General features: G+C 45.7%; 25 protein-coding genes. 22 read left to right on the forward strand and 3 right to left on the reverse strand.

Going from position 1 to position 25,050, the window contains the following annotated elements:
• Positions 1-43: 43 nt before the first annotated feature.
• The 14 genes from GFS24_RS16680 to GFS24_RS16745 all read left to right on the forward strand — a co-directional run bounded on the left by GFS24_RS16680 (position 44) and on the right by GFS24_RS16745 (position 14,638).
• Positions 44-3,145, forward strand: a complete 3,102-nt coding sequence (locus tag GFS24_RS16680; RefSeq protein WP_153661199.1) for a TAT-variant-translocated molybdopterin oxidoreductase — start codon at positions 44-46, stop codon at positions 3,143-3,145.
• Positions 3,146-3,266: 121 nt separating this feature from the next.
• On the forward strand, positions 3,267-4,700 hold the full coding sequence (gene nrfD, locus GFS24_RS16685; RefSeq protein ID WP_153661201.1) for an NrfD/PsrC family molybdoenzyme membrane anchor subunit: 1,434 nt from the start codon (positions 3,267-3,269) through the stop codon (positions 4,698-4,700).
• 40 nt (positions 4,701-4,740) lie between these two features.
• The gene (locus GFS24_RS16690) at positions 4,741-5,334 is read left to right on the forward strand and encodes a DUF3341 domain-containing protein (RefSeq protein WP_074241824.1); all 594 of its coding nucleotides are present in this window, start codon (positions 4,741-4,743) and stop codon (positions 5,332-5,334) included.
• A gap of 36 nt (positions 5,335-5,370) precedes the next feature.
• Entirely contained in the window at positions 5,371-6,015 is a 645-nt protein-coding gene (locus GFS24_RS16695) for a c-type cytochrome (RefSeq protein ID WP_153661203.1), read from the forward strand.
• 46 nt (positions 6,016-6,061) lie between these two features.
• Positions 6,062-7,261 (forward strand): quinol:cytochrome C oxidoreductase, encoded by a 1,200-nt coding sequence (locus GFS24_RS16700; RefSeq protein ID WP_153661205.1) that lies wholly within the window; start codon positions 6,062-6,064, stop codon positions 7,259-7,261.
• 64 nt (positions 7,262-7,325) lie between these two features.
• The gene (locus GFS24_RS16705; RefSeq protein ID WP_153661207.1) at positions 7,326-8,369 is read left to right on the forward strand and encodes a cytochrome c oxidase subunit II; all 1,044 of its coding nucleotides are present in this window, start codon (positions 7,326-7,328) and stop codon (positions 8,367-8,369) included.
• A 96-nt stretch (positions 8,370-8,465) separates the two neighbouring features.
• Positions 8,466-10,292 (forward strand): cbb3-type cytochrome c oxidase subunit I, encoded by a 1,827-nt coding sequence (locus GFS24_RS16710; protein ID WP_153661209.1) that lies wholly within the window; start codon positions 8,466-8,468, stop codon positions 10,290-10,292.
• A gap of 61 nt (positions 10,293-10,353) precedes the next feature.
• Positions 10,354-11,235, forward strand: coding sequence for a heme o synthase (gene cyoE / locus GFS24_RS16715; protein WP_253906499.1), 882 nt, complete (start codon positions 10,354-10,356; stop codon positions 11,233-11,235).
• A 14-nt stretch (positions 11,236-11,249) separates the two neighbouring features.
• Positions 11,250-11,804: a cytochrome c oxidase subunit 3 gene (locus GFS24_RS16720; RefSeq protein ID WP_253906500.1), complete on the forward strand. Its 555-nt coding sequence runs from the start codon at positions 11,250-11,252 to the stop codon at positions 11,802-11,804.
• A gap of 42 nt (positions 11,805-11,846) precedes the next feature.
• Positions 11,847-12,524 carry a cytochrome c oxidase subunit 3 gene (locus GFS24_RS16725; protein WP_153661215.1) on the forward strand — a complete coding sequence of 226 codons (678 nt, stop codon included), beginning with the start codon at positions 11,847-11,849 and terminating at the stop codon, positions 12,522-12,524.
• Positions 12,525-12,581: 57 nt separating this feature from the next.
• Positions 12,582-12,974, forward strand: a complete 393-nt coding sequence (locus tag GFS24_RS16730; RefSeq protein ID WP_153661217.1) for a cytochrome C oxidase subunit IV family protein — start codon at positions 12,582-12,584, stop codon at positions 12,972-12,974.
• 133 nt (positions 12,975-13,107) lie between these two features.
• Positions 13,108-13,791, forward strand: coding sequence for an SCO family protein (locus GFS24_RS16735; RefSeq protein ID WP_153661219.1), 684 nt, complete (start codon positions 13,108-13,110; stop codon positions 13,789-13,791).
• A 14-nt stretch (positions 13,792-13,805) separates the two neighbouring features.
• On the forward strand, positions 13,806-14,378 hold the full coding sequence (locus tag GFS24_RS16740) for a DUF420 domain-containing protein (protein WP_153661221.1): 573 nt from the start codon (positions 13,806-13,808) through the stop codon (positions 14,376-14,378).
• Positions 14,379-14,422: 44 nt separating this feature from the next.
• Positions 14,423-14,638 (forward strand): hypothetical protein, encoded by a 216-nt coding sequence (locus GFS24_RS16745; protein WP_371730952.1) that lies wholly within the window; start codon positions 14,423-14,425, stop codon positions 14,636-14,638.
• Positions 14,639-14,640: 2 nt separating this feature from the next.
• On the opposite strand, the gene GFS24_RS16750 is transcribed toward GFS24_RS16745, so the two are convergent.
• Positions 14,641-15,261: a MarR family winged helix-turn-helix transcriptional regulator gene (locus GFS24_RS16750; RefSeq protein ID WP_153661223.1), complete on the reverse strand. Its 621-nt coding sequence runs from the start codon at positions 15,259-15,261 to the stop codon at positions 14,641-14,643.
• A gap of 285 nt (positions 15,262-15,546) precedes the next feature.
• On the opposite strand from GFS24_RS16750, the gene GFS24_RS16755 reads away from it, so the two are divergent.
• Entirely contained in the window at positions 15,547-16,749 is a 1,203-nt protein-coding gene (locus tag GFS24_RS16755) for a chloride channel protein (RefSeq protein ID WP_173003104.1), read from the forward strand.
• Here the strand turns inward: GFS24_RS16755 and meaB are convergent.
• Positions 16,746-17,648 (reverse strand): methylmalonyl Co-A mutase-associated GTPase MeaB, encoded by a 903-nt coding sequence (gene meaB, locus GFS24_RS16760; RefSeq protein ID WP_153661227.1) that lies wholly within the window; start codon positions 17,646-17,648, stop codon positions 16,746-16,748. The genes GFS24_RS16755 and meaB overlap by 4 nt on opposite strands.
• Before the next feature lie 39 nt (positions 17,649-17,687).
• On the opposite strand from meaB, the gene GFS24_RS16765 reads away from it, so the two are divergent.
• Complete coding sequence (locus tag GFS24_RS16765) at positions 17,688-18,569, forward strand: glycosyltransferase family 2 protein (RefSeq protein WP_153661229.1); 882 nt, start codon at positions 17,688-17,690, stop codon at positions 18,567-18,569.
• Here the strand turns inward: GFS24_RS16765 and GFS24_RS16770 are convergent.
• Complete coding sequence (locus GFS24_RS16770; RefSeq protein ID WP_153661231.1) at positions 18,561-19,607, reverse strand: glycosyltransferase family 1 protein; 1,047 nt, start codon at positions 19,605-19,607, stop codon at positions 18,561-18,563. The two genes, GFS24_RS16765 and GFS24_RS16770, sit on opposite strands and share 9 nt — an antisense overlap.
• Before the next feature lie 56 nt (positions 19,608-19,663).
• Between GFS24_RS16770 and GFS24_RS16775 the strand changes: the two genes are divergently transcribed.
• The 6 genes from GFS24_RS16775 (at position 19,664) to GFS24_RS16800 (ending at position 24,660) form a co-directional block, all read left to right on the forward strand.
• Positions 19,664-20,299, forward strand: a complete 636-nt coding sequence (locus GFS24_RS16775) for an LON peptidase substrate-binding domain-containing protein (protein ID WP_153661233.1) — start codon at positions 19,664-19,666, stop codon at positions 20,297-20,299.
• A 9-nt stretch (positions 20,300-20,308) separates the two neighbouring features.
• Positions 20,309-21,052, forward strand: coding sequence for a type III pantothenate kinase (locus GFS24_RS16780; RefSeq protein ID WP_153661234.1), 744 nt, complete (start codon positions 20,309-20,311; stop codon positions 21,050-21,052).
• Entirely contained in the window at positions 21,033-22,340 is a 1,308-nt protein-coding gene (locus GFS24_RS16785) for a hypothetical protein (protein ID WP_153661236.1), read from the forward strand. Before GFS24_RS16780 ends, GFS24_RS16785 begins: the two co-directional genes overlap by 20 nt.
• Before the next feature lie 5 nt (positions 22,341-22,345).
• On the forward strand, positions 22,346-22,897 hold the full coding sequence (lptC, locus tag GFS24_RS16790; RefSeq protein ID WP_153661238.1) for an LPS export ABC transporter periplasmic protein LptC: 552 nt from the start codon (positions 22,346-22,348) through the stop codon (positions 22,895-22,897).
• A gap of 183 nt (positions 22,898-23,080) precedes the next feature.
• Positions 23,081-24,070: an aldo/keto reductase gene (locus GFS24_RS16795; RefSeq protein ID WP_153661240.1), complete on the forward strand. Its 990-nt coding sequence runs from the start codon at positions 23,081-23,083 to the stop codon at positions 24,068-24,070.
• A gap of 251 nt (positions 24,071-24,321) precedes the next feature.
• On the forward strand, positions 24,322-24,660 hold the full coding sequence (locus GFS24_RS16800; protein ID WP_153661242.1) for a tRNA-binding protein: 339 nt from the start codon (positions 24,322-24,324) through the stop codon (positions 24,658-24,660).
• Positions 24,661-25,050 lie beyond the last annotated feature (390 nt).

Consider the following 25,050-nt stretch of genomic DNA (forward strand, 5'->3'; position numbering starts at 1 on the left):
CGACATAACTCAACTTTTTTAAATCGTAACTCGATATAATCACATGGAGCAAAAAAAGTATTGGAAAGGCTTGGAGGAGTTGCACAATACAGCTGGGCATCAGGAAACTGTGAAGAACGAATTCAGGGAAGACCTGCCGTTTGAAGAGAGTGAGAGCATGCTGAACGCTACTACCCCCCGCCGGGATTTCTTGAAATACCTCGGGTTTACCACTGCGGCTGCAACTATTGCAGCCAGTTGTGATATCCCTGTGAAGAAGGCCATCCCTTACGTGAATAAACCGCAGGATATTACGCCCGGTGTACCCAACTATTATGCTTCTGCCTATACTACTGATGGAGAATATGTTCCCCTGGTGGTTAAGACCCGCGAAGGCCGTCCGATCAAAATAGAAGGAAACGAAATGTCGTCAGTAACAGGGGGAGCTTCCACTGCCAGAGTGCAGGGAGCTGTACTGGCACTGTATGATGTTGCCCGTCTCCGTTATCCCGGTATCAATAAAGGACCTAAGGTTGAAGATCTGGCAAAGAGGATAGCAGAAACCCCGCATGCTGAGCTGGACAAACAGATCAGCGCAGCGATTGCCGGTAAACCTGTTGTTTTGTTGTCTACCACTATCATCAGCCCTACTACTAAAAAACTGATCGGTGAGTTCCTGGCTAAATACCCCGGCTCCCGTCACGTTACATACGATGCAGTTTCTTACTCCGGTGTTTTGCAAGCGAATGAAGCTTCTTACGGAAAGAGAACACTGCCATCTTATCATTTTGAAAACGCAAAAGTGATCGTAAGCCTGAATGCCGATTTCCTCGGTACCTGGCTGAATCCTTCTGAATACTCCCGTCAGTACGGTACTACCCGTAAGATCAATGCAAAGAATCCGGAAATGAGCAAACATTTCCATTTCGAAAGCATGATGAGCCTTACCGGTGCCAACGCAGACGAAAGATTCACTCACCGTCCTTCTGAAACAGGCGCCGTAGCATTAAACCTGCTGGCTGCTCTGGACAGATCGGTGACTGCTCCGGCTCTGGCTGATGCTAAACTGAAAGAAGGTATCGCTAAAGCGGCTAAAGCTATTCAGGCGAATCCTGGTAAAACCCTCGTGGTATCAGGTTCCAATGATGTGAATGTACAGATCATTGTAAATGCTATCAATAACCTCGCAGGATCTAACGGCGCTACCATCGACTGGGCAGTGACCAGCAACTACCGCCAGGGTATTGACAGTGAGTTCACGCAATTGGTGAATGATATGAACGCTGGTAGCGTAGGCGCATTGCTGATCTACGGTGCTAACCCTGTTTACAACTATTTTGATGCAAAGAAATTTGCAGATGGACTGAGCAAGGTACCGGTATCTGTTTCCTTCAACGAACGTTACGACGAAACAACAGAACTCTGTAAATATATTATCCCTGATCATCACTTCCTCGAAAGCTGGGGAGATGCAGAAGGCCGCACTGGTTACTATGGCTTTATTCAGCCAACCATTGCTCCGCTGTTCAAAACCCGCGCTTTCCAGTCTTCTCTCCTGAACTGGAGTGGCAACACTACTGCATGGGAAGATTATCTGAAAACAGAATGGATCAGTAAACTGGGATCACAGGAAGCATGGGATAAAACCCTGCAGGATGGTGTGATTGAACCACAAGCCGGCGCTGCTTTGGCAGGTGCTGCATTTGCTGGTGATATTGCTGGTGCTGCAGCTAAGATCAGCAGTGCTAAGAAAGGCGGTAAGCTGGAATTAGTATTGTATGAAAAAGTAGCGATCGGTAACGGCAGGGAAGCCAACAACCCATGGTTGCAGGAAATGCCCGATCCAATTACCCGTTCTACCTGGGATAACTACGCTTGTGTTTCCAATAGCCTCGCTAAAACTTTCTCTACTGAACTGGGCGATGATTACGAGATCACCGCTGATAAACAAGTATTGAAGATCAAAGCAAATGGTAAAGAAGTAGAATTGCCTTTGCTGATCGTTCCAGGTATTCACCCGGATGTTATTGCGATTGCAGTTGGTTACGGACGTGGTAAGAAAGAATACATTGGTAAAGCTGCCGGCGAAGTAGGCCAGAATGCTTATCCTTTTGTTTCTTCCAACGGACAAACTTTTGATTATTATTCCACAGAAGCAACGGCGGTTGCTGCTGGCAGAACATATCCGATCGGTCTTACTCAAACGCATAACAGCTATGAAGGCCGCCCGATCGTAAAAGAAACTACCCTCGAAGAATTCATCAGGAATCCTAAGAAGGTAAATGAAGACCGCCATGAGCTGGATAAATACGGTGCTGATTTCGCAAAGGATGGCACGCTGTATTCTTCGCACGCTTATCCTGGTATCAAATGGGGTATGTCTATCGACCTGAACACTTGTTTTGGTTGTGGCGCCTGTGTGGTAGCTTGTACTGCTGAGAATAATGTGGGTGTGGTAGGTAAAGAACAAGTGGTACTGGCACACGAAATGCACTGGCTGCGTATCGACCGTTACTTCGCTGGTGATGAAAACAACCCGGAAGTAGTGTTTCAACCGATGCTTTGCCAACACTGTGATAACGCTCCATGTGAGAACGTTTGTCCGGTAGCTGCTACCAACCACAGTTCTGAAGGTCTTAACCAAATGGCTTACAATCGTTGCATCGGCACCCGTTACTGCGCTAACAACTGTCCATATAAAGTTCGTCGCTTCAACTGGAGAGACTGGAACGGTGCGGACAGCATTGAAGGCAACCTGCACGATACCGGCGATATGAATGACGCACTCACCCGTATGGTATTGAATCCGGATGTAGTTGTTCGTAGCCGTGGTACAATGGAAAAATGTTCTTTCTGCGTTCAACGTTTACAAGACGCGAAGCTGACTGCAAAGAAAGCCGGCCGTCCGATGAAAGATGGAGAAGCGCGTACAGCTTGTCAACAAGCTTGTGCTGCTGATGCTATCGTATTCGGTAACATTAACGACAAAGAAAGCCGTATTTATAAGGTTCGTAATGAAGAGCAAGCAGATCGTCTGTACTATGTTTTGGAAGAAACACACGTACTGCCTTCCATCAACTATCTCGCTAAGGTCCGTAACAAGGATGCTGCGCCGGTAGCTGCTGGAGAACATGAGGCACACAAAGATGAAAAAGCTCATCACTAGAATGCGGAAGTTCCGGTAAAGGAACAGAAGCGAAAGATTGAATTGGTAAAAGAATCAGTTTTAAGTTTTGAAATAACGTAGCTCTATCTGGAAAGGTGGAGTGAGCAAAGCTCAAAATACTATGCATTTGAAGTACGAATCCACACTGAGAGAACCTTTAGTAGATGGGGTTAAGGATTATCACCAGGTAACGGAGGATATTATCGGGCCTATTGAAGCCAAGCCTGGCAAGCTGTGGTACATCGGTTTATTTATCTCCATTAGCTTGTTGTGTTTTGGGATTTTCTCTGTAACCTGGGAAGTATATTGGGGAACAGGGGTTTGGAACCTGAACAAAACTATTGGATGGGGTTGGGACATTACCAACTTCGTTTGGTGGGTTGGTATCGGTCACGCCGGTACGCTGATCTCCGCGATCCTCTTGTTGTTCCGTCAGGGATGGCGTACAGGGGTTAACCGCGCAGCAGAAGCAATGACCATCTTTGCGGTAATGTGTGCGGGACAATTCCCGATCTGGCACATGGGTCGTGTTTGGATGGCGTTCTTTGTACTCCCTTATCCTAACACCCGTGGTCCTTTATGGGTGAACTTTAACTCACCACTGTTGTGGGACGTGTTTGCGATCTCCACGTACTTCACTGTTTCCCTGTTGTTCTGGTACTCTGGTTTGCTGCCGGATTTTGCAACTGTACGGGACAGAGCTAAAACAAAACTTCGTAAGTATTTATATGGTATTGCTTCTTTTGGCTGGACGGGTTCCACCAAACACTGGCAACGCCACGAGTCATTATCACTGGTGTTAGCCGGTTTGAGTACGCCACTGGTACTTTCCGTACACACCATTGTATCCTTTGACTTTGCTACCTCTGTAATTCCGGGATGGCACACTACCATCTTCCCACCCTACTTCGTTGCGGGTGCGATCTTCTCCGGATTTGCGATGGTACAAACACTGCTGATCATCACCCGTAAGATCTTAGGCCTGGAAGAATACATTACAATTGGTCACGTTGAGGCGATGAACAAAGTAATTGTACTGACTGGTTCTATCGTGGGTGTGGCTTACCTCACTGAGTTATTCATGGCCTGGTATTCAGGCAGCCGGTATGAGTTTGATACTTTCTACAAATTCCGCGCCGCTGGTCCCCTGGGCTGGAGCTACTGGATCATGATGACCTGTAACGTATTGTCTCCGCAGGTGTTCTGGTTCAAGAAAATGAGAAGGAACATCATGGTTACCTTTATCATGTCTATCATTGTGAACATCGGTATGTGGTTTGAACGTTTTGTGATCATCTGTACTTCACTGTACCGTGACTACATTCCGTCCAGCTGGGGTTACTATCGTCCGTCCTGGCCTGAGGTTGGTTTCTACCTTGGAACGTTTGGGCTGTTCTTCACCTGTTACTTCCTCTTTGCTAAATACTTCCCGGTTATTGCGGTTGCTGAGATCAAGCATATCCTTAAAACTTCCGGTCATAATTACAAAGAGAAGATGGTGAAATACGAAACGGAAGACAATGATAAGTTTGCGCACGATCAGGCGCATCACTAATGAACTGAATTAGATTAACGGATTATAGAATATTATCCATATGGCTGTTAAAAAATTTGTTGTAGGCAGTTTTGATGATGAGGCGGTATTGTTTCCGGCGGTAAAGAAAGTTCGCTCTGCCGGGTACAAGATTCATGATGTGTATACGCCGTTCCCCGTGCATGGTCTGGACCATGCCATGGGCCTGAGAGAAACAAGCCTGCACACTGCTGGTTTCATTTATGGTATTACCGGTACAACTACCGCTTTATCATTTATGAGCTGGGTATTCACAACAGATTGGCCGATGAACATCGGTGGTAAACCTCACTTTCCATTACCTGCATTCATACCCATCACTTTTGAGTTGACGGTATTATTTGCAGCGGTAGGTATGGTGATGACCTTCATGTATCTCTGCCAGTTAGCTCCTTTTGTAAAGAAACATGTGTTCCATCCCCGTCAGAGTGATGACCTGTTTGTAATGGTGATTGAACTCACGGAGAAAACACGTGCAGAGGAAGTGAAAGCTTACCTGGATAGTGTTGGCGCCAAAGAGATCAACGAACAGGAAGTAGAAGCCGGCTGGTGGCTGGGTCGTTTTGACAGAGAAGACAAGTTATTCAGCCAGCGCACAACGCCGGTGAACGCTTAATCAAAAAAGAAAGATCAGTTAGAAATAAATATTTTGATGAAAAGGACTTCCAACATACTGATTGTAGCTGCCTTAGCTGGTGGAGCCTTACTGGCCGCCTGTAACAAGGGAGCACATAATAGAAAGCCCGGGACAATTTATGTACCAGATATGTACGAATCCCGTGCATACGAGTTTTACAATGGTCGCCTGACCAGTTTGAAACCCGTGGATGGTACTGTGAAGAGAGGGACCCTGCTTCCTTATCACCTGAAAGCAGAGGATACGGCACAGGCAAACCTGGTAAAGAACCCGTTGGTGTTGGATGAAGCCGGCATCAAAGAAGGTAAACGCCTTTTTGATATTTACTGTGGTGTTTGCCATGGTCAGAAGCTGGATGGTAACGGTCCGTTATATAAAGACGGAACGGGTCCATATCCTGCAGCCCCTGCTGCGCTGTTAACCGGTAAAGTACTGGAATACACAGAAGGCCGTATCTTCCATGTGATCACTTTCGGTTATAACGTGATGGGTAGTTACGCCAGCCAGCTGGATATGGAACAACGCTGGAAAGTGGTAGGTTATATCAAGCAGATGCAGAATGGTGGAAAAGCTCCGGCAGCGGCACCAGCAGCAGCTCCTGCAGATTCAGCAGCAGCACCTGCGGCAACAGCAACTGCAGCAGTAGTGGCAGCGAAATAATTTGTTTTAAACGCATTTCAACTTAGTATTTTAATATACAACAGTAATGAAGGACCAATTTGTAGTACCAGCAAGATTAAAAACGACCAGCTTCGTGCTTTTGGGCATTGGCTTGCTGACTTTATTGATCGGATTATTTGTTTTCAATGATGAGCATGGAGCTACCCGCTTCTGGGCTGGCATATTGCAAAACAGCACTTACTTTTTGCTGATAGCACTGGCCAGTACTTTCTTCATTGGTGTAACCACACTGGCACATGGTGGCTGGCAGCTTGGTTTCAGGAGAGTTCCTGAAGCGATCTCTATGGCTGTTCCTGTTCTGGGTGCTATCCTGCTGGTGGTGTTAGGTTTTCTGATCTTCGGTCACAAAGGTCACATCTACCATTGGCTCACTCCGCATGGCGATGTGATCCTGGAGAATAAATCTCCTTTCCTGAATGCTTCTTTCGTTTCTATTGCTTCCGTTATCACGATCGGTTTATGGTCTGCGTTAACGATCAAGCTGCGTAAGATGTCTCTGGAAGAAGATACCTGGACGATGGATGGAGATGCAGGCAAACGCCTTCTCTGGAGGAACACAGTATGGTGTGCTGGTTTCATTGTTGTATTTGCATTGTCTGTTGGTTCTACTACACCATGGATCTGGTTAATGAGCATTGATGCGCATTGGTTCTCTACTATGTACAGCTGGTATACATTTGCCAGTACGTTTGTATCCGGTATGTCCCTGATCGCATTGTTCGTAATATATCTGAAATCAAAAGGTCATCTTACTTATGTAAGTGAAGAGCATTTACATGACCTGGGTAAATTCATGTTTGCGTTCAGCATTTTCTGGGCTTACCTCTGGTTCTCTCAGTACATGCTGATCTGGTATGCGAACATGCCCGAAGAAACGATCTACTTCCAGCCGCGTGTTTGGGGTCCGTTCAGGCCTATTTTCTTCCTGAACCTGATCATCAACTTCGTTGCGCCGCTGTTAATATTAATGAAACGTGATCCGAAGCGTAACAATACTATGGTTGCTTTTATGGCAGGTGTGATCATCTTTGGTCACTGGCTGGATTTCTTCCAGATGGTAATGCCAGGCACTGTACACGAATTGAATTTCCCATGGTATGAATTGGGTCTTGGTCTTGGTTTTGTGGGTTTGATCATCTGGATCACCGGTAATCAACTGGCAAAAGCGCCACTGGCTCCAAAGAACCACCCGTACCTGAAGGAAAGTATCGTACACCACACCTGATGCGTGGCGTGGCACAAGAAGAATGAACGTATAGCATTAGATAACTTAATTATTATTCATAGCAATGTCAGGATTTTTAGCAGTTTTAGTAGTTGTTCTCATATTCGTCGTGATCTTCCAGATTGCGAAGGCTAGCGAATATGTGTCCATTCTGAAAGGTGAAAAGAAATCGCGCGAGCAATCCAACCGCATTAACGGTTTCCTGATGGTCGTATTCCTGGTATTAGGATTGATTGGGGTGTGGTGGTGTCATGATCTTTTCGAAGGCAGGATGTTGGGTAAATCCGCGTCCAAACAGGGAGAAGGTATTGACGATCTGATCAGGGTAACTTTCATCATTACCATTATCGTGTTTGTGATCACACAAATATTGCTGTTCTGGTTCGCATTTAAATACCAGGAAAAAGATGGCCGCAAGGCTTTCTACTTCCCGCATAATAATAAACTGGAGTTGATCTGGACAGTGATCCCTGCCATTGTGCTCACCGTGCTGGTGGCTTTTGGTATCCGTCACTGGTTGCGTATCACTTCAGAAGCACCAAAGGATGCGATGATCGTGGAAGTAACCGGTTCTCAGTTTGAATGGATCGTACGTTATCCGGGTAAAGACGGGCAGCTTGGCCGTAAGAACTTTAAGCTGATCGATAAAGCTATGAATCCTGTTGGTCAGGATTGGGCAGACAGTCTGAACACGGATGATGCGATTGCGGGTGAACTGCATGTGGTAGTAAATAAGAACGTGAAGCTGATCATTGGATCCCGCGACGTGGTGCATGATGTAGGTTTGTCTCACTTCCGCCTGAAAATGGACGCGGTGCCAGGTATTCCTACTACACTCTGGTTCACACCAACGATCACAACTGCTGAAATGAAGAAGCAATCAGGGAATCCTGATTTCGTATATGAACTGTCCTGCGATCAGATGTGTGGCAGCGGTCACTATTCCATGAGAGCGGTGATTGTTGTAGAAACACAGGCGGAATATGATGCGTGGCTGGCGCAACAGCCTACACAGTTTGCACAGGCACATCCGGCTCCGGCTGCGAAACCTGTTGCACCTGTTGCTCCGGCTGTGGATTCAACGAAAACAGTAGCGCTGGCGCATTAATTTGTGAAGGATCTTAGATTTTTAGAAGGAGTAAAAAATTAAAGAAATAGCCGGGGACCTGCCCCGTTTGCCGGCTGATCATAAACAGAACTTATTATGAGTAACGAAGCAACATTGCACAATCAGGATTTAATGCATCACGGTGTGGAGCATGGGCATGGTAATGGCCATGATGGCCACGACCATCATCATGAGGAAACATTCATCTCGAAGTATGTTTTCAGCATGGACCATAAGATGATTGCAAAGCAATTCCTCATTACCGGTATCATCTGGGCCATCATTGGTGCATTTTTCTCTGTATTGTTCCGTTTGCAACTGGGTTACCCTGATGCTACTTTCCCCTGGTTGGAAAGCATCCTGGGTCATTGGGCCGAAGGCGGCAGGATCACCGCAGAAGCATATTATGCGCTGGTGACGATGCACGGTACCATCCTGGTATTCTTTGTATTAACAGCGGGCCTTAGCGGTACGTTCTCGAACTTGCTTATTCCTCTGCAGGTAGGTGCGCGTGACATGGCTTCTCCTTTTATGAACATGCTCAGCTACTGGTTCTTCTTCCTGGCCAGCTGTCTGATGATGAGTTCACTGTTTGTGCAAACAGGTCCTGCTTCCGGTGGATGGACGTCTTATCCTCCATTGAGTGCATTGGGCGATGCTTCTATTGGTTCTAAAATTGGTATGGACCTCTGGCTGATGAGTATGGCGATCTTCGTTGTATCATCCCTGTTAGGTTCCCTTAACTATATTTCCACTATCCTGAACATGCGTACGAAAGGCATGAGCATGACCAAGATGCCGCTTACTATCTGGGCGTTCTTCTTCACGGCTGTGCTTGGTGTATTGTCTTTCCCAGTGTTGCTGAGTGGTTTCGTACTGTTGCTGTTCGACCGTCATGGTGGTACCAGCTTCTACCTGAGTGAAATTTTTGTAGCGGGTAAAGTATTGCCTAACGAAGGTGGTTCTGCTATCCTCTATCAACACTTATTCTGGTTCCTTGGTCACCCTGAGGTATATATCATTATCCTCCCGGCGATGGGTATCGTATCTGAGATCCTTGCTGTTAGTTCCCGGAAGCCGATCTTCGGTTACCTGGCGATGGTGGGTTCTATCTTTGCGATCACTTTGCTGGCCTTCCTGGTATGGGCGCACCATATGTTCGTAACGGGATTGAATCCTTTCTTGGGGGCCTTCTTTGTACTCTTAACATTACTGATCGCGGTACCTTCTGCTATCAAGGTGTTTAACTGGATCACTACGATCTGGAGGGGAAATATCAGGTTCACACCTGCTTCCCTGTTCTCTATCGGTTTTGTGAGCACGTTCATCTCTGGTGGTTTGACAGGTATCTGGTTAGGTAACTCTGCGATCGATATTCACCTGCACGATACGATGTTTGTAATTGCACACTTCCACATTGTAATGGGTGTATCTGCATTCTTCGGTATGTTCGCTGGTATCTATCATTGGTTCCCTAAACTGTATGGCAGATATATGAACCAAACACTGGGCTTCATCCACTTCTGGATCACGCTGGTGGGTGCTTACCTGATCTTCTGGCCAATGCACTACATGGGTATGGCTGGTATGCCACGCCGTTACTTTGATTACTCTAACTGGCAATCATTCAACATGTTCGGTGGACTGAATGAATTCATCAGCTTTGTGGTGATCATTGTATTTGCTACCCAATTATTATTTGTATTCAACTTCTTCTATAGCATCTTCAAAGGCCGTAAACTGACCACACCAAATCCGTGGGAAGCTACTACCCTTGAGTGGACGACTCCGATCAACCCCGGTCACGGTAACTGGCCTGGCGAAATTCCGGAAGTTCACCGTTGGGCTTACGATTACAGTAAAGATGGTAAGGATTTCATTCCGCAAACCGTTCCTGTATCGCCTGACGAGTCTAAGCACTAATGAAGGAATTTGAGAAGTAGAACTGTGATGAAATAAAATGTTGCAAGAAAATTCCATAAAGTTGTCGGTATCATACGCCATTGCGAGTAGAGTAAGGGATTACTTCATGATGATGAAATTCACACTCACATTCATGGTTGTATTCTCCTGTGTGGTTGCGTATTTACTGGTGCCTGGTGTGGGATTTGATCTGATAAAAGTTCTTTTATTATTTGCTGGTGGCATACTGGTATCCGGTTCTGCCAATACCATCAACCAGATACTGGAAAAAGAAACAGACAAACTGATGGCCCGTACGGCCACGAGGCCTATACCGGCTGGTAGGTTGTCTGTATCAGAAGCCAGTGTTGTGGCCCTGGTAACAGGTGTGGCTGGTATTGCGATCCTGGGTTTTGGTTTTAACTGGCTGGCAGCCGGTGTGAGTTTGGCTTCCCTGGTGTTATATGGTTTTGTATACACACCCTGGAAGAAATGGAATTCACTCGCAGTGCTGGTAGGTGCCATTCCTGGTGCTTTACCTCCATTGATCGGCTGGGTGGCCGGAGCAAACAGTTTTTCCGAAGGTGGATGGGCTTTGTTTGCGATACAGTTCCTATGGCAGTTTCCGCACTTCTGGGCAATAGCCTGGGTAGCGCATACGGACTATACAAGGGCTGGTTTCAAACTGATGCCAACAGACAGGGGGCCGGGTAAAATGATCGCATTGCAATCCGCGATGTATGCCACTTTACTGATCCCTGCGGGAGTAGCACCTTACCTGTTGAAGATAACTGGTCCTATTTCTGCGGCGATTGCCATCCTGATCGGCGGATTTTATTTGTATCGTGCCATTGAGCTGTACAGGAAATGTGATGTACCGTCTGCCCGCAAGCTGATGTTTGGATCATACATTTACCTGGCGGTGATATTGCTGGGGTTATTGTTTGATAAAGTAAATTTGTGAGGGAAATGATTACAATGAGCGCATCAAAAAATAAGATACATCCGCACAAGTATTCCATGTGGATAGCTATGGCCAGCATCACGATGATGTTCATAGGATTCACCAGCGCATACGTTGTGAAACGGGCACAGGCTAACTGGCTGAGCTTTAATCTGCCGGGCATCTTCTGGGTGTCTACCGCAGTGATCCTCACCAGCAGTTTGACCATTCACTTAGCGTTGCGCCAGTTCAAAGCACGTAACATGAGCAGTTATAAACAGCTGATCACGTTAACGGCCTTACTGGGAATAGCGTTTGCCGTTTGCCAGATCATTGGTTTTACAGACATGAAGAACCATGGCCTTGCACTCGATACTACGGTTTCAGCCTCTTTCATTTATGTGATCGTGGGCGCGCACATTCTGCACGTACTGGGTGGTGTGGTAGTTTTGGTGATCATGTTTGCGAGGGCTTACAGAACAAGGATCAGAACTTACAGTCCTGTGCCGATAGAAGTAGCCGCTACATACTGGCATTTTGTAGACGGGCTTTGGATTTACCTGCTGATCTTTTTCAGCCTTGCCAGATAATTAAGATACTGTTTAGAAAAATAAAATTCATAATTCGTACAAATGGATAACGCAGTAACAGCGAAGAAAAAATGGTGGAGCGGTGGGCATTCGCCCTTCAGTGTGAGCTATGGCAAGTTGATGATGTGGTATTTCCTGATCTCGGATGCCTTTACATTCGGCGCATTGCTGATATCTTACGGCACCCAAAGATTCATGGCACAAGCCTGGCCTGATCCTAACGTAGTGTTCCATTCATTCCCTTTAATGGGGCATGCAAACCTGCCGCTGGTATTTGTGAGCTTGATGACCTTCATCCTGATCATGAGTTCCGTTACCATGGTACTGGCAGTACATGCCGGTCATCATATGGACCAGAAAGCAACAGCAAGATGGCTGATCCTCACTATCATTGGTGGTATCATGTTCCTGAGCTGCCAGGCCTGGGAGTGGACGCACTTACATGAAGTAGGCGCCTGGTGGGGAAGGAATCCGTTCCCTAATCATGATGGTTCTGCACCACTGTCTACTAACTTCACAGACTTTTTCTTTACCATCACCGGTTTCCACGGTTTACACGTAACATCTGGTGTGGTGCTGAATATCATTGTACTGATCAATGTATTGAAAGGTACTTACCAACATCGTGGCCACTATGAAATGGTGGAGAAAGTAGGGCTCTACTGGCACTTTGTTGACCTGGTTTGGGTATTTGTATTCACCTGCTTCTACCTGCTGTAAGAACAGGACGATTAACTTGAATTGAACGTATTAATATAAAGAAAGAATTTACAGATCATGGCGCATACACATTCTGCAACCGAAAACGGGAAAGACCCAGCCGTAAAGAAAATCTGGAGAGTGTTCTGGATCCTGTTAGTTATTACTTCTGTGGAAGTAGCCCTGGCTTTCCTGCATCTGGAAACCGGCTTCCCCAGCAAGCTTTTCCTGAATTCGATATTTATTCTCCTCACGCTGCTGAAAGCATTTTATATCGTTGCGGAATTTATGCACCTGGGCAGTGAGGTAAAGAACCTGATCATGACGGTATTATTTCCGCTGTTGCTGTTCGTATGGTTCATTATTGCCTTCCTGATGGATGGTGATTCCTGGAAGAATATGAGGAAGAACCTCGCTCCTGGTACACCTGCGAAAGTAGAGGCTCCGGCACACGCGCCAGCACATCATTAATAAGACTTAGCTCAAATATTGCGAAATGTAAAAGTGATTCCATCCCCGTTGATAGAGCTCACTTTTACATTTTTGCTTTTATAACATTTTAAAATCTACTATCATTTCCAGGAAAGCATTACTCGGCGTTGCGTTGGCCATCTTAGTACCACTGGCAGGATACCTGATCGTGGATCATTATGGTAAGAACATTGTGCATGTTCCTCCTTTCCTTATTGCGGAAAGAGTGGATACTATTGTGAAAGATGGGAAAACCACTTATGATACGGTGTATCACCAGGTGAAGGATTTTACCCTCACTAACCAACTGGGGGAGCCGGTGCATATGAAAGACAGTGAAGGTAAGATCAGGATCGTGAGTTTCTTTTTTACGAGTTGCCCGCAGATCTGCCCTACCCTTACCACACATCTGAAAATGGTGCAGGCCGCTTTTAAAAAGAATGAGGACCTGGTGCAGATACTTTCTTTGAGTGTAGATCCTGAAAGGGATACGGTGCAATCACTGAAAAAGTATGCAGACAAGTATACAATAGATCCCAAGAACTGGTGGTTACTCACCGGGGATAAAAAAGAGATCTATGACCTGGCACGGAATGAGTTTTTTGTGAACGCCGTACAAGGGAATGGTGGGCCGGATGATTTTATCCATACAGAGAAATTTGTAGTGATAGATAAGGACCGTTATATCCGTGGATACTACAACGGGCTGGATACAAATGATATACGAAGGATGGTGAATGACATTGCTGTTTTACATATTGCTAAAGACAAAAAGAAACCGGGTCTGCTGAAACGGCTCTTTTCCTCTGGCGATTAGATTAAATAAGAATTATGAGTTTGAAGAATAAGAACCTGAATATACCGATAGCGATCGTTTCTATTGTGATCCCTGTGCTGGTAGCTGTGCTGTTTATCATACCGAAGCCTGATATTGAAGCGGGTTTTGATGTGAAGATCATGCCTTTCTTTCATGCGGTGCTGAATTCTGCTACGGCTGTATTACTGGTGGCGAGCCTGGTGTTTATCAAAAACGGGCAGCGGACTGCACACAAGTGGGCGAACCTTTCTGCGGTGGGGCTTTCTGTGATCTTCCTGCTGTCTTACGTTACTTATCACTTCCTCACAGACAGTACCAAGTTTGGGGACGTTGACCATAATGGCATTGTGGATAGTGCTGAAATTGCGATGGTGGCGAATGTGCGCTATATCTATTATTTCCTGCTGTTAACGCATATTGTGCTGGCCGTGATCATTGTGCCTTTGGTGCTTTTTACACTGCTCCGTGCTTTCCAGGATGATAATGTACGCCATCGCAGGATTGCGCGGATCACCTGGCCTATCTGGTTCTATGTGGCGGTTACAGGTGTGATCGTGTACATTATGATCTCTCCTTATTATTCCTGATCTATATCAGTTTCTTTAGTAAGGAATTACCTTAATTTAGTATAGTGAAAAAGCTGTTATTCCTTATAATGATCGTTGCGCTGTTGCTGCCTTGCAGTGACTTGCTGGCACAGTGTTCCCTCTGCACCAAAACGGCACAGCAATTAGGAGAAGGCCCTGCAAAGGGGTTGAACAACGGCATTCTTATGCTCGCGTTCACACCTTTGGCGTTGATGGCCTTCCTGGGCTATCGCTGGTGGCGTAGCCAAAGAGCAGACTGATCTTACTCGTCGTCTTCTTTACTTTCAAACTCCGGACAATCTACCCGAAGCTCTCCGGCTTTCAACGGCAAGCTGATAAGATGGCAATGATGCTGCGTTTTCCCTTTCTTTTCGTAGAACTGGCAATTGAAGCACATGCGTTGTGGCGTGATAACAAGTGTGCGGTTCAGGTCGTATATGAGACCCAGTAGTTGCTCCAGCAGGCTGGCCTGTTTTTCAGGCGTTATGGCATTCACAGATTCTTGCATCCGATGTGCAAACTTCTCGACTTTCTTAGCAATACCCTTGCCTGCTTTTGTAAGCAGCAAGGTATGACTGCGGTTATCATAAGCGTCCGCTTTCCGTTTCAATAGTTCCTTAGATTCCAATGTCTTAATAGCATCACTGATCGTTGCTTTCGTCATGTTGAAATGCGATGCAAGATGCGTAACTGTCTTTAGCTTGTCTGGATAATGCAGGAGGAAAGTTAAGATCTGAACCTGTATGGGGCTGAGGCCGTGTTGTTTAGCTTCATGCCAGAGCAACACACGAAAAGCTTCTGATAGTCTTTCCAGTGCTGCTACTACCTTGCTCGCAGTATTGTCTGCCTGATGTTCAGGATTAAAGGTAGATTCCTTTGTCATGTTTATTCTCCGTATCTGTTTTATGGTTTCTGTGTGAAATAATTGGTGGGCTTTCGATGGAAGGCGTCGAAATTACGAAACATTTATACCGCCGCTTATAGCACATTCATGCTGTTTTCTTAACGAAAATAAAACACACAAAATTGTTTGTGACACTGCGATTGCGGGGATTTTTCATACATTAAAACAAGGCTAACAATCTGATCTCAGACTGATTACCCATTATCATGTATTATATTTACAATGTTTGAAAGCAAAGTTTGCGAACCGGTAAAACACTGTAAGTTGAAATACTTCACTTCTTTATTCAATCGTAAAGGCTTGCCAGTAGCGGATTGCGTGTCATCATCGCAGTACATGCAAGTGCCCATAGAACGAGTGTTGTATATGGTGATGCGTGTATTTATTTTGTCTGTAAGCTGCGGTATTGTGGCAGTTGGGGCCTTGTTGCTTGTTCGTTTGATGAGTAATGTATTGTATTTCAACGAGTGGTCTGTTGCACCCGTCTCTCCAATTTATCATAACCTGGATATAACTGCTATCATATTGCCGGTGGCAGGTGTGTTAGCTGGTGTACTGTTGTTGCGTAAATGGAAATTCCTTTCGCCTTTAAGCAGTGTGTTGAATATTGGCAGTGGTATTCCTTTAGGGCCTGAAGGAGTTGCCATGAACTTCGGTGTGTTGATAGGTAAGCATCATGAACTGCTGATCACAGCAGGTGTTGCAGCTGGCTTTGCAGGTATGTTTGGAACACCTTTCGCTGCTATCATATTAGTAAGTGAACTGCTGTATAAGAAATTCATTCTTCACAGGATCGGTTTCATTGGTCTTGCGGCCCTTACTGGTGCAGCGATACACATGTTGTATTTTGGGATGGGGCCTTTCTTTGTTCTTCCTGCCGGTAGTTTTCCATCTCCTGCTGCTATTGGCTTATATGCATTGATCGGTGTGATTACAGGATTGAGTGCGGCACTGCTTGTATTTGTTGTGCAACAGCTGCGATCATTTGCAAAAGGTTGGGCATGGCCTGTTGCAAGTGCTCTGGCTGTAGGGGTTGCAGGAATGTATGCTCCGGAGATCTTAGGCAATGGTATAGAGCAAACTGCGATGATGTTGCAGGGTAAAGTAACGCTCTCTTTGCTGATCTCTTTTAGTATGATCAAATTTATACTGATCCTGTTTGTGTTGGGTACACGTACCAATGGGGGAATTGTATTACCGATCATTTCTATTGGTGCTGCGTTGGGCATCCTGATCGCATTATTAATACAACTTGTGTTTCCCGGTACTCCTTTGAATCCTCCACTGGCAGCGATGGTGGGGATGGCTGCATTGTTTGCAGGTGTTACACGCGGATGGCTTACGGCGATTGTTTTTGCGCTTGAATGTACGTGGCAGGGAGAAGGCATATTGCCACTGCTATTTGCCTGCACCATCTCCTGGATGATCTCTGGTTGGATGATGAAAAAAGAAGCTCCTTTGATTTAAGCATACTGCTGCACGATCTTATATAAATTGAACCCCGGGCTTTCCATCAGCTGTTGCACTTCTTTATACAGCGCTTGTTTATCTACATCCTGCATGCGGCGATGCTGAATGAGCTGATACGCTTTTTCTGCCAGTAAGAGGGCTTTGCGTTGTTTGTTTCCATGGATCTGATCTGTGTGATCATCCAGTGCTTTAATGAGTTCAGGAATTCCCTGTTGCTGTATAGCCACTGTTTTGATGACGGGTGTTTCCCATTCATCTGTTCTTTTGGTATGTGCCAGGAGGCGGAGGTTCTTTACGAATTCATCTGCTTTGGGACGGTCTGCTTTATTCACTGCGAAGATATTCGCTATCTCCATTAAGCCGGCTTTCATGGTCTGGATCTCATCTCCTGCTTCCGGTACAATTACTACTACGGTGGTATCTGCAATACCGGCAATTTCCACTTCGCTTTGGCCTACGCCTACTGTTTCAATAAACAGGTAATCAAAACCGGCGGCCTTCACAAGATCACTTACTTCCAGGATCTTTGGACTGAGACCTCCAAGGGCACCACGGCTTGCCATGGAGCGGATAAATACATCCGGATTGGAGAAGTGTTCACTCATGCGGATACGGTCTCCCAGCAAAGCGCCGAAATTAAAAGGGGAAGAAGGATCTACCGCAATAATGGCTATACGTTTTTGCTGTTCCAGGAGGGCAGATATGAGTGCATTCACCAGGGTACTTTTTCCTGCACCAGGCGGTCCTGTTATACCCACTACGCGTGTATGCCCTTCTGCGGGAAGTTCTTCCAGCAAACGGGCATATCCCGGCGCTTCATTCTCTACTAGTGAGATGCAGCGCGCCAATGTTTTAATATCACCTGATAACAGGCGGGGGAGTAATTGCGCGTACATGAAACAAATGTATCGATGATTTTCCACATCTTTGCAACTATGAAAGTAACAGGATTCACCTTCGTGAGGAATGCCATCAAGTACGATTATCCGGTAACAGAAGCGATCCGCTCTATTCTGCCACTATGCGATGAAGTAGTGGTGAGTGTGGGGAATTCGGATGATGGTACACTGGAGCTGATCGAGTCTATTGGCTCTCCCAAGATCCGCATCTTTCATTCTGTTTGGGATGATAGCCTGAAAGAAGGTGGGCTGATCTTATCTGTAGAAACGAATAAAGCCCTTGACCATGTAAGTGAAGACACCACCTGGGCTTTTTATATCCAGGCAGATGAAGTAGTGCATGAAGATGATTATCCGGCTATCCGTGCTGCGATGGAGCAGTATAAGGATGATCAGAGAGTGGAAGGCCTGCTGTTCAACTATCGCCATTTTTACGGCAGCTATGATTACGTAGGAGATTCCCGCACCTGGTATCAAAAAGAGATCCGCATCATCCGTAACGATAAACGTATCCGCTCTTATAAAGATGCACAGGGTTTCCGGTTGGGAGACCGTAAGCTGCAGGTGAAACCGGTGAAGGCATGGATGCATCACTATGGCTGGGTGAAGAACCCGGAAGAGCAGCGGGCAAAGATCAGGAACTCCGCCAAAATGTATAAAGGCAATGAACAGGAGGTGCTGAACAAAGTGGAAAAAGTAACAGAAGTATTTGATTACTCAGAACTGGTAGATTCCCTGGAACGCTTTACCGGCCAACATCCTGCATTGATGCAGGAACGTATTAAGATGCGGAACTGGCAATTTGATCACGACATCAGCCAGAAGAATTTCAAGAATCTGAAAGGCAGGGTGTTGTATTGGGTAGAGAAAACTTTTGGGGTGCGGTTATTTGATTACAAGAATTACAAGTCAATATAATTCCCGGTAGCGCTGCATATAAGCAGCGGCTGCTTTATCCCAGGAAAATTGTGCAGCATGTTCCCTTACGGCCTGTGCTTTTTGCGTATCCCTGAAATGCGCTAAACCTTCTTTCAATACTTCCTGCATATACCCCGGATCAAAATCATAAAAGTAATAAGCTGCATCGCCGCCTATTTCAGGCAGGCTCGTTCTGTCCGACAGGAAAACGGGTTTGCCGAAATGCATGGCTTCTATCACGGGCAGGCCAAAACCTTCTGCCAGTGAAGGGAAAACGAAAGCGGTGCAATTTTTCAGGTACCAGTATTTTTCTTCTTCTGTGATGGGGCCAATGATCTTTACCTGATCCAATACACGATGTTGCCTGGCTTCTGCTAAGATCTTATCACGATAGGCTTCGTTGATATTACCGGCAATGATCAATTCCATGTTCTGGTCTTTTACAAGACAGGGCAATACATGAAAGTTCTTTTTCGGTAACACGGTGCCCATAGCAAAAAGGAATGGCCTGGAAGGTCTTTCCCGGGGTGCGTCAAAACCAGGAAATTCCTGTACGGTGGCGCCATTATAGATCACATGGAAAGGTTTGTTTTTTGTATTCACATATCGCAGTGTTTCTGCCATGGCAAACTGAGAGATGGCCACTAACTGATCTGCTTCATCCACACTGCGTTGTACGGCCGCGAGGTATTTCTTTTCTTTCTCTTTGGACTTCTGTTCATGTAAGAAATTGAGATCGTGGATCGTTAATATACGAGGGGTACCTTTTTTACCAGGTTTGTAGGGAGAAGACTGGTAAGTAGTATGCCATACGTCTATCTTTTCTTTCTGACGGAAGTAAAATTTATGTAAAGATCTTTGCCAGATATATCCTGCATTTGCGCCGAAATGTTTACCCAGTTTTGGTGGCATGTAATAAACGAACCGTTCATCGGCCTGTGCCTGTTGTAATAGGGCTGCTCCCAGTTCATGGCAAAAAGCGTATAGGCCCGTGTGCGGGTATTTCATTCTTTCGCAATCGAAGAGGATGTTTGGCATTGCGGACAAAGATAACAGCCGTAAAGGATTTTAACCAAAAAATGTATTTTAGCAGTATGACCAACTTTATTCCCATATTTCCATTAGGCATTGTGGTGTACCCGGAAGAACAGCTGAACCTGCACATATTTGAACCCCGCTATAAGCAACTGATCTCGGAATGTATAGCGGAGAAAAAACCCTTTGGTATTCCGGCGGTGATAGATAAGAAAGTGAGTGAATTTGGGACCCTGGTGGAAGTGATCAATGTGGAGAAGAAATATGATAATGGCGAATTAGATATTCAGACCCGGGGGATCCGTGTTTTCCGGATACTGGAAGTGGTCAGGGAATTACCGAATAAGTTATATGCCGGGGCTATTGTGAATTACCCTGATAATGAGGAACGTAGTAATGTATTGCTGCGCAAGCAGGTATTGCTGGCGGTAAGGGAATTACATCAGCTCTTACAGGTAAATAAATCTTTTGCCCGTTCAGACGAAACCCTGCGGGCTTATGACCTGGCACATCATGCGGGACTTTCTTTGCAGGAGGAATATGAAGTGCTGCATCTTTTCAAGGAACTGCAACGGCTGGAATACCTCAAACGTCATCTTCTGAAGGTGATCCCGCTGATGACGGAGATGGAAAGACTGAAGGACCGGGTGAAACTGAACGGCCACTTCCGGGATTTATCCGTAGATAATTTCTAACTTGGCGCCATGAACGGATGTGTTTTTTGTCTGGACCTGGGTAATTCCCGCCTGAAATGTGGTGTGATGCTAAATGGGGAATTACAGCAGGAACTGTTTTTTTCTGAATCCAACCTTGTGCAGGATGTTCGTGATGCACTGGATCAATATCATCCCCAAGCGGCCATACTTTCTTCCGTGGTAGATCATCCGGAGGAGCTGGAAACGCTGCTTTCGGAACAAACTTCCTTCCTTAAACTGGATCATTCCACCCCATTGCCCATCAAACTGGTCTATGAAAAGCCGGAAACGCTGGGAGTGGACAGGATTGCGCTGGCCTGTGGTGCATGGGCCATTTTCCCCGGCAAACACAACCTTATTATTGGTGCAGGGTCCGCCATTACCTATAATTTCCTGAACAGGTCCGGGGAGTTCCTGGGTGGTGGAATAAGCCCTGGAATAGACATGCGGTTCCGCGCCCTGCATACGTTTACGGACAAATTGCCCCTTATCAAAGCCAGTACGCAATATGCTTTTGTGGGTTTTAATACCCGGCAAAGTATTTTAAGTGGTGTTCAGGAGGGTGCATTGGCGGAAATGGCCGGTATGATTGCATCTTACGGGACAAGGTACCGGAACTTTAACGTGCTTTTAACAGGGGGTAATTTGGATTTTTTTGCTTCCCGCCTTAAAAAGAAGATATTTGCAAGCCCGTATTTAATGTATAAAGGTTTAAATTCAATCGTAGAACTCAATGTATTGGACAAAAGCTAGCTTCTTTTGCCTGTTTGGCGTTTGTGTACTTTCCGCAAGGAATGCTGCCGCTCAGGATAATTCACCTTACTCGCGCTTCGGTTTAGGCGAGCTTTCCCGTTCGGAAAATGCCGTCAATCTTGGTATGGGAGGTGTTGCGCAGGCTTATGCCGATGCCCAGTCAGTAAACTTTCTCAATCCGGCCAGTTATGCTCATCTTCAGCTCGTTACGTTCGATATCGGACTGAATGGTGGTGTGCGCCGCCTCGCTAATAAGGATAATAACTCCCGCGCTGGTTTTGGTACGCTGAGTTACCTGCAGCTGGGTTTACCCTTAGGTAAAAAATGGGGCATGAACATCGGTTTGCGTCCTATGAGCCGGGTGAATTACAATATTGCAGAAGGAGAACAGAAGATCTTTTTCCCGGATGCCAACCCGGATACAGTGAACGTGATCCATCAATATGAAGGAAGTGGCGGTGTGTACCAGGTTTATGTTGGTACCGGTATTGGTTTTGGTGGTTTCAGCGTAGGGGTGAACGTGGGTTATCTTTTTGGGAACGTGAATAACAGCACCAAAGAATTATATCCGGTTACTTCTACGATCCTTCCTTCCAGGCACAATCGCCGTACCAGTTATGGCAGCTTCTTTTACAGCCTGGGTCTGCAACAGACCATTGATCTGAGCAAAGATGTGGAATTGTCTATCGGGGCAAGCGGAAGCTTTGAGCAAAAGCTCACGGCCCGCAGGGAAACCATGCGCGAAACCTTGTTCTACGATGCAGCCTCTGATGAATATGATACACAGGATACCGTTGAATATAAACGAGGCGTGAATGGTCAGATCGTTTACCCGCAGCAACTGGGTGGTGGTATCATGATCACAAAGGTTGACAAATTCGCCTTTGGTGTTGACTTTAATACTTCCCAATGGAGCAAGTATCGTAACTACGATGCGCCGGATTCCACACAGAATAGCTGGAAAGTGAATGTAGGTGGTCAGTTTGTTCCTAATGCCCAATCTTTTACCGGCTATTGGAATAAGGTAACTTACCGCCTCGGTGGATTTTATGGCAAGGATTATATCAAACTGGCTAATAAGAGCATGAACCAAATGGGCTTCTCTATTGGTGCAGGTTTCCCGATCAGAAGGATCATGCCGGCCTTTAACCAGTTCTCCATGATCAATGCTGCTTTTGAAGTGGGCACCCGCGGAGATGCGAACGTAGCATTGAAAGAAACATACTATAAACTTACGCTGGGCTTCACATTGAGCGATCGTTGGTTTATTAAGACGAAATACGACTAAGCCACATGAAGCTGCTCCTTTCCATCCTGGCCATTGTACTGGTATTCTGTAGTTGTGAAAACGACATGAATGCAGTGAGGGCATTTGACAAGAGCAAAGTGGGTGTGGAGCAGGCTTATGATATTGAAACCATTATGAGCCAAACGGCCCATGTGAAAGGAGTACTTACTTCCGCTTACATGGAAAGGCACATGGCCACGCCGCCTTACACAGAGTTTCCGCAGGGCCTGAAAGTTGTTTTCTACAGTGATTCGCTTACGATTACGAGTGTGCTTACTGCCAAATACGGCAAACTGATAGACGGGGAAAATGAAATGTATCTCCGGGACAGTGTGGTGTTCCTTGACCTGAAAACGTTGCAGCGCCTGGATTGCAAAGACCTGAGATGGGATCCCAAGAAAGCCCTTTTTGTGACGGATAGGTTTTGCCGGGTGGCCAGACCGGGGGATACTATCTATAGCATTGGGATGAATGCGAACCAGGACTTTTCCGCGGTCAACTTCTTTGATGTGGATGGCGTGGTTTCTCCCCAGGATAGCATGATGAACCTTGAATAATTGGCTAACAGAACTTACTATAACAAAAGAACCCGGTCATTTGACCGGGTTCTTTTGCTTTAACCTATTTTTTAACCTAAAATTTCCTGCCCTAAACTTTCAACAACCATGCCAAAGTATTATTTTTCAGGGCTTCCAAATAGGCTAATGAATATTTATTTTTGATACCTACAAAAACACATCATGGAATATAGAAGACTTGGTAAATCCGGATTACAACTCAGCGTACTGTCCTTTGGCAGCTGGGTAACCTTTCACGGACAGGTAGACGATTCATTGTCTGACCGGCTGATGGGAGTTGCTTATGACAATGGGATCAACTTTTTTGACAATGCAGAGATCTATGCCCTGGGAGAGTCTGAGAAGATGATGGGCAGGGTGTTGCAGAAAAAGAACTGGGACCGTAGTTCTTATACCGTTTCCAGCAAAGCTTATTTTGGCTGGAGAGGGGAAAACAATAAACCGAATCAGACAGGCCTGAGCCGCAAGCACTTAACAGAGGCATGCCATGAAGCGCTGGAGCGTTTACAGCTGAGTTACCTGGATATTTTCTATTGCCACCGTCCGGACAGGAATGTTCCGGTAGAAGAAGTGGTGTGGACGATGAACATCCTGATCCAGCAGGGAAAGATCCTTTATTGGGGTACTTCGGAGTGGGCGGCATCAGAGATCATGGAGGCACACATGATTGCGAAGCAAAATAACCTCATTGGGCCGGTTGTGGAACAACCTGAGTACAATTTGTTCAGAAGGGAGAAAGTAGAGCTGGAATACGCCCGTATTTATGAAACGGTGGGATTAGGCAATACGATCTTCAGTCCACTGGCTTCCGGTATCTTAACCGGCAAGTATAATAATGGTATCCCTGAAGGTTCCCGTTTAGGGTTGCAAGGGTATGAGTGGTTGAAAAACAGGAACTTACTGGATGCTAACCTGGCGAGGGTGGCGAAATTGCAGACGGTATCAGATAAACTGGGTACCAGTCTGGCTACGCTTTCAATAGCCTGGGTGATCAAAAACCCGCATGTGACTTCCGCTATTTTGGGAGCTACCAAAGAGACACAGCTGACGGAGAACCTGAAAGCGCTGGAGATCTATCCGCAATTGACGCCAGAGTTGATGAAGGAGATCGATGCTATTATGGGTACCGCACCTAATGCACCAACTCACTAGGATTTAAAGGGTGAAATCGGTTGGTTAAATCGATGTTAACAGCACTTTTTTTAAGACGTTTACGAGATAAAACCTGTCTTTTACGGAAAGCCGGAACCGGATATGGAACCGCTGCCTATCTTTGTTAAGGTTTTTCATAGGATATGGTTAAAAATATTGAGGGCGGTTTTCTAACTGCCCTATTTTTTTGCCCCTAAGCCCCGGATTTCTCCCCCTAAAGTGTTATTTTCCCTCTATTAAATATTTATTGCATGGAAACAATTACATGGAATGATTTTGAGAAGGTGCATATGCATGTGGGCACAGTACTCACAGCACAGGTTTTTGAAAAAGCGCGTAATCCTGCTTACCAATTGGAGGTGGATTTCGGCCCTGGGATTGGGGTTAAGCGTTCTTCGGCACAAATTACAAAGTTATATCAGCCGGAAGAACTGATTGGCCGGCAGGTGGTGGCGGTGGTTAATTTTCCGGTGAAACAGATCGCTAATTTTTTCTCAGAGTGCCTGGTATTGGGCGTGGTAGGGGATGAGAAGGAAATTGTGCTCCTGCAACCAGATAGACCGGTTAAAAACGGCCATAGGATTGCGTAGGGAAGAATAATTTAATTTAAAAATAATAATAATGTATCTGCAAAAAGCCCTTTTTCTATGCTTCACGAACAATTATGCTACGTTCACGGAAACAGGGTTGCAAGGCATTAAAACCACCCTATCTTTGGTTCAGGTTTTTCATAGGATATGGTTAAAATTATTACAACGGCGGTACTCTTACCGCCGTTATTCATTTCTACAAGTCTCTGATCCCTCTATATAAACTTATCTTGCGGCCTGATTTAGGGCAAATAATCACTTCTTACCGAATCGTTTAAGGGGGTTTTCTAAACGTTTACCAGAAATAATATAGCGTTCGCTAGTTTGCAGATTAGTGTTATCTCTAAATTATGGAAATTCGTAACAGGTTTTTCAATAAAGATATGGTTA

The sequence above is a fragment of the Chitinophaga sp. SYP-B3965 genome, from assembly GCF_009647655.1.
Taxonomy (GTDB): Bacteria; Bacteroidota; Bacteroidia; order Chitinophagales; family Chitinophagaceae; genus Chitinophaga.